Consider the following 15,649-nt stretch of genomic DNA (forward strand, 5'->3'; position numbering starts at 1 on the left):
GTGCCGGCGAATAAGGAACATACCGAAGCTACTCCCTCGTCGCTCGCCGTGGCGGCGGGGGAGTATCTCGATTACCTCGCGGTCGAGCGGGGTTTGGCGCGCAACACGATTGCGGCCTATCGTCGTGACCTGACGACGTACTGCGCCTATCTGGAGCGGGCGGGTATTGTGTCTTTTGAAGAGGTGACCCGTCGGGTCGTGGAGGGCTTTGTCGCCGACCGTCGCGATGGGGGCTATTCCGATGCCTCGGTGGAGCGTGCGCTTGCGGCCGTGAAGGGCCTGCATGCCTTTTTGGTGCGCGATGGGGCTGTGGCCCAAAATCCAACGGCGGCGTTGCGCCTGCCTAAAAAGGCTGAGCGTTTGCCGGAGTATCTATCGGTGGAGGATGTCTCGGCGCTGCTCGATCAAGACTTCCCCGAGGGCGAGATGGGCTTGCGCGACCATGCCATCTTGGAAGTGCTCTACGGATGCGGCTTACGTGTGAGCGAGTTGGTGGGGCTCGATGTGGGCGATATCCATATCGACGATGGCTTTGTGCTCGTTCGCGGTAAGGGCTCAAAGGAACGCCTGTCACCGCTGGTGGGAAGCGCGGCGCGAGCTCTGACGCTCTATGTAACTGAGGGGCGTTCTCGCTTGGCGGTCCATGCCCGCGGAACCGAGACCTCGGCGGTCTTTTTAAATAAGAACGGCCGCCGTCTGTCGCGCCAGGGCATCCATGCCATCTGTGAGCGCTACGGGCGCCAGGTGGGACTGGTGGGGCTCCATCCCCATACGCTGCGTCACTCCTTTGCCACCCATATGCTTGCGGGCGGTGCCGACCTGCGTGTGCTGCAGGAGATTTTGGGCCATGCCGATATTTCGACCACGCAGGTCTACACGCATGTCGACCGCACGCAACTGACCGAGGTCTATCTGGCGGCGCATCCACTGGCACATCGCTAGCACCTCGTTGACCTGCATATTTATAAATATTAAATGGGACGGGCCCCAGATTGCCGAGACGCACTTTTGCGCGCATGGGCAATCTGGGGCCCCGTCCCATTTTTCGCCAGACACCGACGCGGTGGTGGGCCGTGTGTACCGTGGGTGGGGGAGTCTGGGGGCGATGTGAACGGTGTGTAAAGGGACGTAAAAATCGCCTCAAGGTCAACTTGAAGGTTGAGGTTCGCGGGCGTGGTTCTACAGGTGGCATCCCGCCTTTGCTGTAAACACAACATATTGTGTTTTCGAACATATGCTCGGGGGTGTTTTACAACATATTGGGGGTGAAGTGGTGGGGTGGGGTGGGGGAAGGGGTGGGGAAAGGTGTTGAAAAATGGGGCGGTTCCCCATATTATTGATGACGTCGACAGGCGGGGTGGTTCCCCGCGTACGTGCCATCTGAGTAACCGAGGGGAGGGCGCACATGGGAATGACGGGTGCATACGAGCGCAATCTCGATGCAAAAGGTCGTCTGTCCCTGCCTGCACCCCTTCGCGAGGAGCTTGGAGAGCACGTTCGCGTGTTCAAAGCCCTGGATGTCGATGCTCTGTACGTGTTCTCTGCCGAGGCCTTCGATAAGTGGGTCGAAGGACTCTTCGCGGGTCGTGAGGGCCACGAGGGTTTTAACCCGCGTGACATTAACGACCAGAAGCTCATGAGGGCGATCAACAAGCGCACCACGTCGATGGATGTGGACAGCGCAGGTCGTATCGGTCTTTCTGAGTCTCTCCGCAAGCAGGCGAACCTCGACCGCGAGGTCACGGTTGTGGGCAACTACGACCACCTTGAGGTTTGGGACCGCGCTACGGCCGATGAGGACGATGACGACGAGGCCCTGCTGGACCTCTTCTTCTCGTAAGGGCAAGGCACGAGTAACGGATGGAGCGTGGGATCTTGACACAAGAATATCGGCATGAACCTGTCATGCTCGGCGAAGTGCTTGAGTCGCTGCGGCTAAAGAGCGGCTCCGTTGTCTGCGATTGCACCCTTGGCGGTGCCGGCCATTCGGTAAAGATGGCCGCGCAGGTGGGGGAGACGGGCCTTTTGCTCGGCGTCGATCAGGACGACATGGCCCTCGAGGCCGCTGGCGCCCGTCTGGACCGCGAGGTTCCCGGCGTTCCGCACCAGCTGCTGAAGGGCAACTTCGGCGACTTGGACGAGCTGCTTTGCTCGGCCGAGGTGCCCGGGGTCGATGGCTTCCTGTTCGATTTGGGCGTTTCGTCGCCGCAACTCGATATCCCTGGCAGGGGCTTTTCGTATAACGAGGACGCCCCATTGGACATGCGGATGGATCCGGGTAATAACACCTTAAACGCAGCTGAGGTCATCAACACCTATAACGAACACGACCTCGCCCGGATTCTACGCGTCTACGGCGAAGAGAAGTTCGCCTCGCAGATCGCGCGCGAGATCGTGCGCCGCCGCGAGCAAGAACCGATCGAAACCACCGGCCAATTTGTCGAGATCATCAAGGCGGGTATCCCGGCTGCCGCTCGTCGGCATGGTGGACACCCGGCCAAGAAAAGTTTCCAGGCCATTCGCATCGAGGTCAATCACGAGCTCGATGTGCTCGAACGAGGGCTTGATGCCGCCACCAGGTGGCTCAACCCGGGCGGACGTATCTGCGTCATCTCGTATCACTCGCTCGAGGACCGTATCGTAAAGAACCACTTTAAGGAGATGAGCCAGGGGTGCACGTGTCCGCCGGAGATTCCGGTGTGCGTGTGCGGCAACGTGCCGATACTCAAGGTCATCACCCGCAAACCCTTGGTTGCCCAGCCTGATGAGGTTGAGCGCAACCCTCGGGCGAGATCAGCCAAAATCCGCGTGGCGCAGCGTCTGTAGACGCGACCGCGCGATATTGGACCTCCCGCTCGCACCATAAACGAAGCTTAAACACACTACCAACGTACTCGGGATGGGAGGCGGCATATCATGGGCTACAACACTTCAAGCGCAGCACTCGCCTATGATATGAACGCCATGCCCGCCTATCGTGAGACGCCGCAGGCCCCCGTTGCTCCCCGTGAGCAGCGCGCGCCGCGCTTTGATGTCTACACGGGCGCGGGCCGTCAGGCAAACCAGGTGGTAAGCCCGGTTTTCATGAGCGTTCTTAAAACGTTTTGCATCATTGCGGCTATCTTCATGACGATCGGCGTCGCCCGCGTGGCGCTTGCCGGCGTTACGGCCCAGGTGCTCAACAGCAACGCCGAGCTTACCAACACGCTCGAAAAGGCGACCGATGAGAGCTCCGACCTGGAGGTCATGCATTCGGTCTATGGCGCCGACACGCGCATTCGCGACCTTGCGGGCGCTTATGGCATGGTGGAGCCCAGCGAGAGCGTTACACTTGACTTTTCGCAGGATGCAGCCGCGGGCGCCAACGCGACCGCGACCGCTCAGTAGCAAGACGGTAGCTGAGTATGACAAATGACTATCGCCGCGGTTCCGATGGGGGCCGCGGTTCTGGACGTCCCTCGTCGCGGGGACGTTCTGGTTATCAAGGAACGGGTCGGCAATCTTACAACGCCGGGCAGTCCCGTGGCAACGACCCGGCGTCGCGACTTCGTGGCTCGGGCGGCCCTCAAGTGCATAACACCAGGTCGCGCAAGAGTTCGTCGACCGAATGGCTCACAGGCGCGCCTCTGCCTCGCCGCAAAGCCGTCATGGGATTCATTGGGCTTGGCTTGGGCTCGGGCGTCTTTCGCCTTGCCGACTATCAAATTGTCGAAGCCGATAAACTGCGCGAGCGTGCCGATGCGCGCCGCCTGCTTGCGCAGACCCTCTATGCCAAACGCGGCACCATCTACGACCGCAACGGTAACGTGCTGGCGTCGTCGGTCGAATGTCGCAACATCGCCGTGAACCCGCAGCTTGTCGAGGATGTTGACAAGACGGTGTCGGCGCTGGTCAAGGCAACTGGAATCGATAAAAAGACCTGCCGCAAGCTCGTCGAGTCCGATGGCACCTGGGTGTATATCAAGCGCCAAGTTGACGAAGACGATGCTGCGGTGCTGGAGAAGAAGAACCTGCCCGGCGTGCTTTTTGAGCAGGCCATGAAGCGTGTATATCCATACGGCAATCTGGCATCGCAGGTGCTGGGTGTAGTGAATGTAGACAACGACGGCTTGACGGGTCTCGAAAAGCAATACAACAAGCTTCTGACCGGCACGAACGGTTCTCTCGTACGCGAGCGCGCGAGGGACGGCAGCTATATCGCGGGCGGTGCCTATAAAAAGGTGGCTGCGGTCGACGGCGTTGATATCGTGACGACGCTCGACGTCAATATCCAGCGTGCGGCCGAGGATGCCCTGGCAGAGGCTGTCGAGAAGACAAAGGCCAAGAACGGCTCGGCGCTGGTCACCGATCCTACGACAGGCGAGATCTTGGCAGCCTGCTCGTATCCGACTTACGACCAGACCGATCTGGAAAACGCCAAGACCGAGGATATGAACTTGCGCCTGGTCACCGACGCCTACGAGCCCGGCTCGGTCTTTAAGACGCTCGTGGCGGGCGCCGGCTTCGACTTGGGTGTCGTGCGATCGAGTACGTCGTTTGAGGTGCCGGCGAGCATCAAGGTGGGCGACGATACCGTCACCGATGCCGACAAGCGCGACTACGCCATGACCATGGATGTGCGCGAGATGATGCGCCGTTCGTCCAACGTGGGCTTTGTCCTGGTGGGGCGCAAGATCGGTGCCGACGACTTTGCCACCTATGTGGACAAGTGGGGCATCGGTCACAGCTCTGGTGTAGATTTTCCGGGCGAGAGCCTGGGTATCGTCAAGGAGCGTGACCAGTATGACGGCGCCACGCTGGGCTCGATGAGCTTTGGACAGGCACTGTCTGTCTCGCCGATTGAGATCGCACGTGCCGTGGGCGGCATCGCCAACGGCGGCGTGATGATGACACCGCACTTCTATAAGTCCAGCAAAGGCGACGAGAAGGACTGGGGCGAAGGCGAGCGCGCGATTTCGGAGGACGCCGCATCCCAGGTGACATCGTGCATGCAGACGGTCGTGTCCGAGGGAACGGGCGTTGGCGGCGCGGTTGACGGCTATGACGTGGCGGGTAAGACCGGTACGGCCGAACGTGCCGACGAGAACGGCGGCTACCTCAAGGAGAACTACATGTCGTCCTTTATGGGCTTTGCACCGGCACAATCGCCCAAGGTGCTGTGCTATATCACGCTCGACGGAACGCCGAGCGGCTCAGATGCCGCTGCGGTGCCGTTCCAGTCCATTATGGCCAACGCGCTCGACGTGCTGGGTATCCCGCACACGAAGTAGGGGGTTACAATCTTTGGGGCGTGGTTTGTTGTCCCATATGAGGGTGTTCACATGCCCTGCACCACGCATGCGCGGCGCTGGGATACAATACGCCGATAGCATTATTAGGTTTACAGGGGAGCTGCAATGATAGAGATCGCCGTCAACAACCTCGCGGCCGCAACAGGGGCCCGAACCGTGACGGGAGAAGCCGATCGGGTATGCCGCGGGTGCGTTATCGACTCGCGCCAGGTCGAGGAAGGGACGATTTTCGTCACCTTTCCCGGTGAAAACGTCGACGGCAATGATTTTGCTTCCCGTGCCGTCCAGTCGGGTGCCGGCGCCGTCGTGATGACGCGTGAGCCCGAGGCCGAGCTGGTCTCGCTGGCGCAGGACAAGGGGTGCGCCATCCTGCTGACCGATGATCCCGAGGAGTTTCTGCTGCGTTTGGCGCACACGTATCGCCTGGAGCTTGGCTGCCTGGTCGTTGGCATTACCGGTTCCATCGGCAAGACGACGACCAAGGACGTGCTCGCCGCCGTGCTCGCCAAGCGCTATCGTGTCTGGGCCACCAAGGGCAATTTCAATAACCTGATCGGCATGCCGCTCACGGTGCTTTCCGCTCCGGCCGATACCGAGGTCCTGGTGCTCGAGATGGGTATGAACCATTTCCACGAGATTGAGCGCCTGTCCCAGTCCGCCAATCCCAACCTTGCCATCGTGAGCAAGATTGGTACCTCTCACATCGGCATTTTGGGCAGCCGCGAGAACATCGCCCGCGCTAAGGCCGAGATTGTCCAGGGTATGTGCGCCGCCGGCGACTTCTTGCCGTTGCTGGTTTTGGGCGGCGAGGACGACTTTACACCGTTCATTCGCGATACGTTCGCCCAGCCTGCTGGTATCGACGTGATGCTGGCCGGCGTCTCGGACGATGATGAGGTCCGCGCCCGCGACATTCGTGTTGATGACGAAGGCCGTCCGGTCTTTACGCTCGATTTTGGCCAGGGTGAGACGATCGATACCATGCTTGCCATCCCCGGCGTGCAGTCCGTCCCAAATGCCGTTAAGGCCGCCGCAGTTGCCTATCGCCTGGGCGTGACGCCCGAGCAGATCGATGCTGCCTTTAGAGGCCTCACGATCACCGGTCACCGCCAGGAGATCAAGCGCGCCAAGAGCGGCGCCCGCGTCATCGACGATTCCTATAACGCCAGTGCCGAATCCATGGCTGCTGGCCTCGATCTGCTGTGCTCGCTTTCGTGCACGGGGTCTCGTATGGCGATCCTGGGCGAGATGGGCGAGATGGGCGATGAGGCTCCTCGCATGCATGAGCTCGTGGGCGCCTATGCCGCCGCCAAGAAGCTCGACATGCTGGCGTGCGTGGGTGGTGAGCTGGCCCAGCTTATGGCCGATGCCGCGCGCATGATGGGCATGGACGAGGACCGCATCCAGGTGTTCTCCGATTATCAGCAGGTGCTCGACCGCATGGGCGGCGCGCTTGAAAAACATGATGTTGTACTGGTCAAGGGTTCCCGCTTTGTTGAGCTCGACCGCTTTGTGGAAGGTGTGTGCTAGCCCATGTTCGGAAATCCCTCGTATCCAACGTATCAGGCTTTTTTGGGGCTTGGCATCGCCGCCGCCATTGCGCTGCTGCTCATGCCGTGGTGGATCAAGCTGCTGAAGGTCGAGGGTATCGGCCAGCAGGTTCGTGCCGACGGCCCCAAGCGTCATTTGGTTAAGCAGGGAACGCCCACCATGGGTGGCGTTGTCATCCTCGTCGCGATCTCGCTGACCTGCCTGCTGATGGGCAAGCTCACCACCGAGCTCGTACTCGTGCTGCTCGCCACGCTGGCGACCGGCGTGCTGGGCCTGATCGACGACCTGACCTCCGTTACGCATGGGCGCTCGCTCGGTCTGACGCCCCATGCCAAGATGATCGGCCTAACCATTATCTGTGTCACCTTTACGGTACTTGCCGTCAACTGGTGCGGCGTCGCCCCCGAGATTCGTTTTCCCGGCGGCCTGACGATTGACCTCGGTGTTCTTTCGACCACCATCTGCGGCCTTTCGTTCCCGTGGCTCTACATTGTCTTTTGCTGGCTGATGATCGCCGGTCTTTCTAATGCCGTGAACCTGACCGATGGCCTTGACGGTCTTGCTGGCGGCACCTCCATGATCGCCATGCTCGCCATGGCCGCCATGGCGTTTTTGCACGGAGACGTGAACCTGTCCATCTTCTGCACCGCGTGTGCCGGTGCCTGCTTGGGCTTTCTGTGGTTCAACTGCTATCCGGCGAGCATCTTTATGGGCGATACCGGCTCGCTTGCCCTGGGCGCCGCGTTTGCCTGCACGTCCATCATGACCAACACCGAGGTCGTCTCCCTCATCATCGGTGGCCTGTTTATCGTTGAGACCCTGTCGGTCATGATTCAGGTTGTCTACTTCCACTTTACGCACAAGCGCGTCTTCCTTATGGCGCCCATCCATCATCATTTCGAAAAGAAGGGTTGGGCCGAGACCAAGGTCGTCATCCGTTTTTGGATTATCGCTGCGGCCTTTGGTGCCGTTGGCCTTGCTCTGTTCTTCCAGTTGGGATAGTGGTCTTTCATGTCTCTTGCTGATGTCTTTAGCCTGCTCGTTTTGGGTCAGGGCAAATCCGGTCTCGATGTCGCCCGCTGGGCGCTGGCACATCCCGAGCGCGTAAGTGCCGTTACCGTGTATGGCGGTGGCACCTCTGAGCCCAATGACGCCACGCGTGCGCTCGAGGCTGCTGGTGCGTCGTTTGTCTATGGGACCGAACAGGTCGAGGGCGCCTATGACGTATGCGTGACGTGCCCGGGCATCTCGGAGTTCTCGGGCTTCTTTAAGGCCGGGCGCGAGCATGCCGCCCAGATTATGGGTGAGCCCGAGTTTGCCTATCGCCTGTCGCCCGATAACTGGATTGCCATCACGGGCACCAACGGCAAGACGACCACCACGTCGCTGACTGATTATCTGCTTAAGGCTGCCGGCGAGGCCAGCGTTGCTGTCGGCAACATCGGCGAGCCGCCGGTCAACGAGATTGACGGCCGAGCCCATAACGAGTGGTTTGTGGCTGAGCTCTCGAGCTATCAGATTGCTACGACAACCGAGCTCCACCCCCGCGTGGCGGTGCTGCTCAACATCACTCCCGACCACTTGGGCTGGCATAAGAGCCATAAGAACTATGCGCTTGCCAAGATCAAACTGTTTGACAATATGGCCGATGACGATCTGGTGGTTGTCGACGTCGAAGACGCCGGCATTCACGAGTTCGATGAGTACATCTACACGCCGGGTCGTCGCATCTGCAAGGTTGCCTTTGACGAGCCTGAGGGCGAGGATGCCGCCTTTGTGCGCGATGGCAAGATGATCGTGCGTCTGAAGGGTGTCGAGACCCCGCTCATCGCTATATCCGAGCTCAAGATCTCGGGCCATCACAATGTTATCAATGCCCTATGCGCTGCCACGGCTGCCTTGGCGGTCGGTGCCGATGTCGATGGTGTCTGCCGCGGTCTTGCCTCGTTCCAGCCGCTCGAGCACCGTGTGGAGCCGTGTGGCGAGATTGACGGCGTGCGCTACGTCAACGATTCCAAGGCGACCAACACCGATGCGGTCGAGAAGGCACTGACGGCATTTCCCGATGACGACGTGATCTTGCTGCTCGGCGGCCACGATAAGGGCACGCCGCTCACGGACTTCGCGCGCGTCGTTATGGATAACGTGCGCTCGGTCGTCTGCTTTGGCGATGCGCGCGAGCGCTTCACCGCCGCTATGGACGAGGCTGATGTCGATGGCGATGTGGATATCGCCCAGGCGGATGACCTGCGCGACGCCGTGGACGTTGCCCGTTCGCTTTCGAGCCGTGGTGACGTGATCTTACTTTCTCCTGCCTGCTCTTCGTTCGATGAGTTCTCGGGCTATGAGGAGCGCGGCCGCGTGTTTAAGGACTACGTGGCCCAGCTTGCCGCTACAGCGAAATCACAAATGGAATAGGGGTTGCGGTGAGAGAGGAGAGCCCCCGACAAGGTATGAGGAGGCCCGACTCGGACCGTGCTTCCTCACGTCGCACCACACCGCGTTCCAGCCGCGGCGGGCAGTCGTTTAGCGAACGCTATATTGCCGGCGTTCCCGCCCGTATCATGCGCCCCCGTTTGATATTCATGGCCTGCTTGTTTACCTTGGTATGCTTTGGCCTGCTGATGGTGTACTCGGCGTCTTCGGTCGAGGCGCTGCACGAGAATGGCTCGGCGACGTTTTTTCTGGGTCGACAGGCCGCGTTTGCCGTGGTCGGTGTTCTGGCGCTGATTGCCATCGTGCGCGTTTTGCCGGACAGCTGGTTTGGGGAGGATGTGCTCAGGATCTTCCTCATAGGCATGATAGGGCTACTGTTTCTGGTGTTCTTGGTGGGCAGCGGCAGCCGTGGCGCCACGCGCTGGCTCAACATCGCCGGCATTCAGTTCCAGCCTTCCGAGTTTTTAAAGCCATTTGCCATTGCGTATTCGGCCATCATGCTTGATCGCTTTTTTTCGCCCAGTGGCAACATCAACGAATTCCTTCGCAAGATGGGCATCTACCTGGGCATTTCGCTCTTTCTGATCTTTATCCAGCCCGATTTCGGTACTGTCCTGATCATCCTGTTGACCCTCATGTGCATGGCGTTGTTTGCGGGTCTCGACCCCAGATTTATCATCGGCGTGCTAATCTTCGGCATTCTCGTGATCGTGATTGCGCTTGTCGCAGAGCCGTACCGTATGGTGCGTATTCAGGTTGCCTTGAACCCTTGGGCCGACGAGTATGGTGACGGCTATCAGGCCACGCTTGCCATCATGGCCTTTGCCTCGGGCGGTCTGTTCGGCCGTGGCATTGGCAACTCAACCATGAAGTACTCGTATCTGCCCGAGGCACACAACGACTACATCTTGGCCATCATTGGCGAGGAAGTCGGTTTTGTCGGAACCGTGCTGTTCTTCTTGGTGTTTGCGATGCTGATCTACTCGGCGTTTCGCATTGCCGAGCAGGCGACCGATCGTCGGGGCGCGCTCATGGCGTCTGGCTCCGCGGTCATTCTCGCGGTGCAGTTTTTGATTAACGCGTTGGGCATCCTCAACGTGTTTCCCATGACGGGCAAACCGTTGCCGTTTATTAGCTACGGCGGTTCGTCGATTATTGTGTCGCTCATGCTTGCCGGGTTGATCCTGCGCGTTTCGTACGAGAGCGCCCGCCGCGATGAGTATGACCGCCGCCGTGAGAGCTTTGCCGTTATGGATGAGAGTACCGCCGGCGTGCCCCACGTGCGCGGCGAGCGATCTTCGCGTAACGGTTTTACCGTCCTGGATGGCTCTGCGACCGAGCCGGCAGCCCGCCCGCGTCAGCGAACGGCGCCGCAAGGTCGTCCTCAGCGCCCCACTCCTCGCAATGCGGGCGGCGGATATAATCGAATTGATTTGAACTCGGACCCGTCGGCGCGTCTGCGTACCGACGACCAGGGACCGCGTGTACGAAGGGACTACCATGACCGATAAAATGACCGTTGCTATTGCAGCCGGCGGCACGGCAGGGCACATCAACCCCGCCCTCGCCTTGGCCGAAGAGCTGCGTGACCGTGGCCACCACGTTGTGTTCGTGGGCCAGTCGCGCAAGCTCGAGGGTCGTCTGGTCCCCGAGGCTGGGTTTGATTTTGTGCCCATTACGGTCACGGGCTTCGACCGCTCCCGTCCTTGGACGGCGCTGACCTCGCTGTGGCGCGTCAACAAAGCCAAGCGTGCGCTCGCCAGTCATTTCTCAAAGGTCGGCAAGCCCGATGCCGCCATTGGTTTTGGTGCCTATGTCGAGGTTCCGCTGCTGGGGTGGTGCAAGGGCGCGGGCGTTCCGTATCTGCTGCATGAGCAGAACTCTGTTCCGGGCCTGGCCAACAAGATGATGAACTCCCACGCCGCCCGCGTGTGCATCTCGGTGCCGGCGGCGCGTTCGGTCTTTGAGCGCGAAGGTGACCCTGACCACGTGCTCATGACCGGCAACCCCGTACGTCGCTCGGTGATCGAGGGCGATCGCGCTCGCGGCCGCAAGGCACTTGGCGTTCCCGAGGACGCTACGCTGCTGCTCGTCTTTGGCGGTTCACTTGGCGCCCAGCACCTCAACGAGCGTGTGGCTTCGCTCAAAAACGAGCTGCTTTCGCGCAAGAACCTCTATGTGTTGCATTCGACGGGTGCCGACGGCTTTGAGGAGACCGAGCGCGCTTTGGCGCTGACGCCCGAGGAGGCGAAGCGTTACCGCGTCCAGCCTTACATCGACAACATGGGCGATATGCTGGCTGCTGCCGATTTGGTGCTCTCGCGTTCGGGCGCATCGAGCGTGGCCGAGATCGCTGCACTCGCCGTGCCTTCGGTGCTCGTGCCGTACCCGCATGCGACGGCCGACCACCAAACCACCAATGCCCGTTATCTGGTCGACGCTGGGGCCGGCGTGCTCTGCGCCGATGCCGATATCGACGGTTCTGCCTTTGCCGATGAACTGCTGCACCTGGTCGATGACGCGGCGGCGCGCGACGCCATGCGTCAGGCGGCGCGTGGTCTGGCTCAGGATAGGGCCGCCGCTCTTCTGGCGGATGCGGTAGAGGGTTTGCGTTAGTTAGACGGGATATCGTCGGTCGCCCTCGCGCTGATGCGGTAGGTGCGGTACAGTTAACGGGTTACAGGCAGTGTTTACGCAAGGAGTACACGAGCACATGGCTGATTCCCAGACTGCAACCTCCGCGCCCGAGTTTAAGAGCGCCCACTTTATCGGTATCGGCGGCGCCGGCATGAGCGGCATCGCCCTCGTTCTTCACGAGCGCGGTTATGCCGTTACCGGCTCCGACCTTAAGACGTCACGTTATATCCGCCAGCTTACCCGCGCTGGTGTGAAGGTGCATGTGGGCCATGAGGCCGCCACGATCGACGAGGTCAAGCCCGACGTGGTTGTTGTCTCCACCGCTATTCCGGAGTCCAACCCCGAACTCGTGCGCGCTCGCGAGCTTGGTATTCCCGTGTGGCCCCGTGCCAAGATGCTCTCTGCTTTGGGCCACGGCTACACCACCGTCGCTGTTGCCGGCACGCATGGCAAGACCACCACGTCTTCGATGTGCGCCACCATGCTCGACCGCATGGGTCTGGATCCGAGCTTCTTGATCGGCGGCATCGTCGAGGGCTATGACACGAACGGCAAGAACGGCTCGGGCGACTATTTTGTCGCCGAGGCCGACGAGTCCGACAGCTCCTTCCTGTTCCTGAACCCCAACGTAGTCATTGTGACCAACGTCGAGGCCGATCACCTTGATCACTACTCGGGTATCGAGGAGATCGAGGCAACTTTCGCCAAATTCATGAGCCTGGTGGGCGAGGACGGCACCGTCATCGTCTGCGGTGAGGACCCGCATCTGGTCGAGCTCGCCAAGTCGACGGGCCGTCACGTGCTTTCCTACGGCTTTGCCGAGAGCAACGACATCGTCTGCATGCACCCGGATGTCAAGGGTATCCAGAGTGACTTTATCGTTCGCTTTGAGGATGGCACTGAACATGCCGTGGAGATCAAGAGCAATCCCGGTCGCCACAACATGCTCAACGCCACGGCGGTGCTCACCGTCGCCCATGTCCTGGGCCTTGACATCGACGCCGCCGCCAAGGCGCTCTCGAGCTTTGAGGGCGTTCGCCGCCGCTTTACCCACGTGGGCGATATCGATGGCATCACCGTGGTCGATGATTACGGCCATCACCCCACCGAGATCAAGGCGACGCTTGCTGCCGCTTCGTCGCTGGGCTACAAGCACGTCGACGTCGTGTTCCAGCCGCACCGCTATTCGCGCCTGCAGGCCCTGTGCGACGACTTTGCCGATGCATTTGCCAATGCCGATAAACTGCTGCTGATTGATGTGTTCTCGGCTGGCGAGATGCCCATCCCGGGTGTCACCTCTAAGATGCTCGCCGATACCGTGCGCGCCAAGCATCCTGGCAAGGAGGTCGTGTACTGCTCCAGCCGTCTTGAGCTCAATCAGGAGCTCGAGCAGATGGTGGGCGAGGGCGACCTGCTGCTCACTATGGGTGCCGGTGACGTTACGACCGTCGGCCCCGAGTTTATCGAGTATTTGACTGCCAAGAAAGACGCTTAAGTCTAATGGGTCTGTTTAACGCCGTCATGGCGCTCTCGGGCATGATCGACACGGATGTGATCGAGGACGAGCGCCTTGCGCGTCATACGAGCTATCGTATCGGCGGCAAGGCTGACCTCTTTGTGACGTGCCATAGCTATCATGCCCTCCGCCGCGCCGTGGCGGTGCTCGATCGCGAGCAAGTGCCGTGGGTCATCATCGGCAAGGGCTCCAATCTGCTGGTTGCCGATGGCGGTTATCGCGGCGCCGTCATTTCGCTCGGACGTGAGTTTCAGCGCACGGTTGTTGCCGATGACGGTTGTACGCTGACGGTCGGTGCGGGCGTGATGTTTGCGCGCCTGGTCAACGATGCCCTGTCGCGTAGCCTCTCGGGCCTTGAGTTTGCCGTTGGCATCCCTGGCTCGGTTGGCGGTGCGATATCTATGAATGCCGGCACACGGACCGAGTGGATTGGCTCGCTGGTTGAGGATGTCGTAACGTTTGACCCGGCATCCGGTATCAAGCATTATGCGGGGTCCGAGATCACTTGGGGCTACCGCGAATGTAGCCTTCCCCGCAATGAGATCATCCTCGAGTGCGTGCTCAAGCTTAAACCGGCGCCCAAGGCCGACATTCGCGAGCGCATGGAACGGTACCTGACGAGGCGCAAGCGTACGCAGCCCATGGGTCGCGCATCCTGCGGGTCGGTCTTTCGTAACCCGCCCGATGCGAGTGTGGGCAAGCTTATCGAGGATTGTGGATTAAAGGGTTTTTCGATTGGCGGCGCGGAAGTTTCGCCCGTTCACGCTAATTTTATCGTTAATAACGGAACTGCCTCGGCCGATGACGTTGCCGCGGTTATCAGACATGTGCACGGAAAGGTGAGGGAGGCGTATGGCATCGAGCTCAGACCGGAAGTTAAATTCCTCGGCTTCTAGAGCATCGAAACCCACCTTCCGCCGCGCCGGAGGGCGTTCCGGCGCGCCTGCCAAACCTCAACGCAATACCGTCGCGCACTCTAAGTCTGTCGGGCATGCTCGACAGACCAGTCGTCCGGTTGTCGGCTCGCAGCTCGGTAATCGTCCGGCCGCAAAAAAGTCCTCGCGTCCCTCGGTGACGTCAAAGCCTGTTATGGGCGCCAAGCCTGCCCGTCCTATGGCAACTCCTAAGCCCTCGACGGGAACTAAGGCGGCGCGTCCGGGTCGCACGCTGGGCGCATCGAAACCGCGCTCGCTGACATCGGTGCCGGCTACCGCCAAGAAGCCTTCGGGTAAAAAAGGCGTCAACCCGTTGTCTTCACTTAGGGCGATGGCAAATAAAACATCAGACGCCGCTTCTGTCGTTACAGGCAAAGGCAAAATCGTGGGCGGCGTTTTGGCCGTCTTGGCCGTGCTCGTCGTCGTTGCTATCGTGGTGATTAACTCTGGATTGTTTACCGCCACTGATATTGAGATTCAAGGCAGCGAGCATGTGACGAAGCACGATGCTATCCAGCTGATCGATTTGCCCGAGGGAACGTCGCTTTTTAACGTCGATCCCGACCAGATTACCGAGGACCTCAAGCAGAATCCGTGGGTCTCGGGCGTGGATGTCCAGCGTCAGTTCCCGCATACGCTCATCATTACGCCGATGGAGCGCAAGGTCATCGCAATTGCCTATATCAGTTCCGATGACCTTGCCTGGGCCATCGGGGATGATGACACCTGGATCGCCCCACTGTCGACGTCGGTCGAAGTGGACGACCAAGGCAACGTCATCACGACAGGGCAGGGCTCAAATACCTTGACCGGAATCGATGCCGCGCTGGCGCTCGCTAAGCACTATGGCGCGGTGTTGTTGACTGATGTCTCGGCGGATGTCGCTCCGGTTTCCGGCCAGGCAGTGAGCTCCAAGGCCGTTAAGGCTGGCTTGGATTATGTGCGTGGTTTTTCGAGCGAGTTCTTGGGACAAGTCAAGGATATTTCCACGCCTTCGGTCGAAGCCATCTCGGCAAACCTCAATAACGGCATTGAGGTGTCGCTGGGCGATTCGAACGATATCGTCAAGAAGGAGCGCGTAGTCACCAAGCTGCTTTCGCAGGTAGAGGGCGTAACGTATATCAATGTGCGCTCTCCGGGTAACTATACATTTAGGAACGCTCCGACCTCGTAGCGCTGGTTGATGCTTTGTTGAGGGGCCATACCACGCCGTTTATCTGGTTTGTTTGGTTTTCACGGTCAATTATTTGACTGATACGTTCATAATGTGCAAACATAATACG

General features: G+C 60.0%; 13 protein-coding genes. All 13 read left to right on the plus strand.

Annotated features, from left to right (window positions below):
* The 13 genes from xerD to OIL88_05390 all read left to right on the plus strand — a co-directional run bounded on the left by xerD (window position 1) and on the right by OIL88_05390 (window position 15,540).
* The gene (xerD, locus tag OIL88_05330; protein HJI71789.1) at window positions 1-942 is read left to right on the plus strand and encodes a site-specific tyrosine recombinase XerD; all 942 of its coding nucleotides are present in this window, start codon (window positions 1-3) and stop codon (window positions 940-942) included.
* 463 nt (window positions 943-1,405) lie between these two features.
* On the plus strand, window positions 1,406-1,840 hold the full coding sequence (locus OIL88_05335; GenBank protein HJI71790.1) for a division/cell wall cluster transcriptional repressor MraZ: 435 nt from the start codon (window positions 1,406-1,408) through the stop codon (window positions 1,838-1,840).
* A 20-nt stretch (window positions 1,841-1,860) separates the two neighbouring features.
* Window positions 1,861-2,826 (plus strand): 16S rRNA (cytosine(1402)-N(4))-methyltransferase RsmH, encoded by a 966-nt coding sequence (gene rsmH / locus OIL88_05340; protein HJI71791.1) that lies wholly within the window; start codon window positions 1,861-1,863, stop codon window positions 2,824-2,826.
* Between the two features lie 90 nt (window positions 2,827-2,916).
* Window positions 2,917-3,387, plus strand: coding sequence for a hypothetical protein (locus OIL88_05345; GenBank protein ID HJI71792.1), 471 nt, complete (start codon window positions 2,917-2,919; stop codon window positions 3,385-3,387).
* Window positions 3,388-3,647: 260 nt separating this feature from the next.
* Window positions 3,648-5,270, plus strand: a complete 1,623-nt coding sequence (locus tag OIL88_05350; protein ID HJI71793.1) for a penicillin-binding protein 2 — start codon at window positions 3,648-3,650, stop codon at window positions 5,268-5,270.
* A gap of 126 nt (window positions 5,271-5,396) precedes the next feature.
* A complete protein-coding gene (locus tag OIL88_05355) occupies window positions 5,397-6,821 on the plus strand; it encodes a UDP-N-acetylmuramoyl-tripeptide--D-alanyl-D-alanine ligase (protein ID HJI71794.1) in 1,425 nt (474 codons plus the stop codon).
* A 3-nt stretch (window positions 6,822-6,824) separates the two neighbouring features.
* The gene (mraY, locus tag OIL88_05360) at window positions 6,825-7,844 is read left to right on the plus strand and encodes a phospho-N-acetylmuramoyl-pentapeptide-transferase (protein ID HJI71795.1); all 1,020 of its coding nucleotides are present in this window, start codon (window positions 6,825-6,827) and stop codon (window positions 7,842-7,844) included.
* Window positions 7,845-7,853: 9 nt separating this feature from the next.
* Window positions 7,854-9,260, plus strand: coding sequence for a UDP-N-acetylmuramoyl-L-alanine--D-glutamate ligase (gene murD, locus OIL88_05365; GenBank protein ID HJI71796.1), 1,407 nt, complete (start codon window positions 7,854-7,856; stop codon window positions 9,258-9,260).
* 35 nt (window positions 9,261-9,295) lie between these two features.
* Window positions 9,296-10,789, plus strand: a complete 1,494-nt coding sequence (gene ftsW / locus OIL88_05370; protein HJI71797.1) for a putative lipid II flippase FtsW — start codon at window positions 9,296-9,298, stop codon at window positions 10,787-10,789.
* A complete protein-coding gene (gene murG, locus OIL88_05375; protein ID HJI71798.1) occupies window positions 10,779-11,894 on the plus strand; it encodes an undecaprenyldiphospho-muramoylpentapeptide beta-N-acetylglucosaminyltransferase in 1,116 nt (371 codons plus the stop codon). Before ftsW ends, murG begins: the two co-directional genes overlap by 11 nt.
* A gap of 97 nt (window positions 11,895-11,991) precedes the next feature.
* Window positions 11,992-13,410: a UDP-N-acetylmuramate--L-alanine ligase gene (gene murC / locus OIL88_05380; protein ID HJI71799.1), complete on the plus strand. Its 1,419-nt coding sequence runs from the start codon at window positions 11,992-11,994 to the stop codon at window positions 13,408-13,410.
* 5 nt (window positions 13,411-13,415) lie between these two features.
* On the plus strand, window positions 13,416-14,327 hold the full coding sequence (gene murB, locus OIL88_05385; protein HJI71800.1) for a UDP-N-acetylmuramate dehydrogenase: 912 nt from the start codon (window positions 13,416-13,418) through the stop codon (window positions 14,325-14,327).
* Between the two features lie 217 nt (window positions 14,328-14,544).
* Window positions 14,545-15,540, plus strand: coding sequence for an FtsQ-type POTRA domain-containing protein (locus OIL88_05390; protein HJI71801.1), 996 nt, complete (start codon window positions 14,545-14,547; stop codon window positions 15,538-15,540).
* Window positions 15,541-15,649 lie beyond the last annotated feature (109 nt).

The sequence above is a fragment of the Coriobacteriaceae bacterium genome (genome assembly GCA_025992855.1).
Taxonomy (GTDB): Bacteria; Actinomycetota; Coriobacteriia; order Coriobacteriales; family Coriobacteriaceae; genus Collinsella.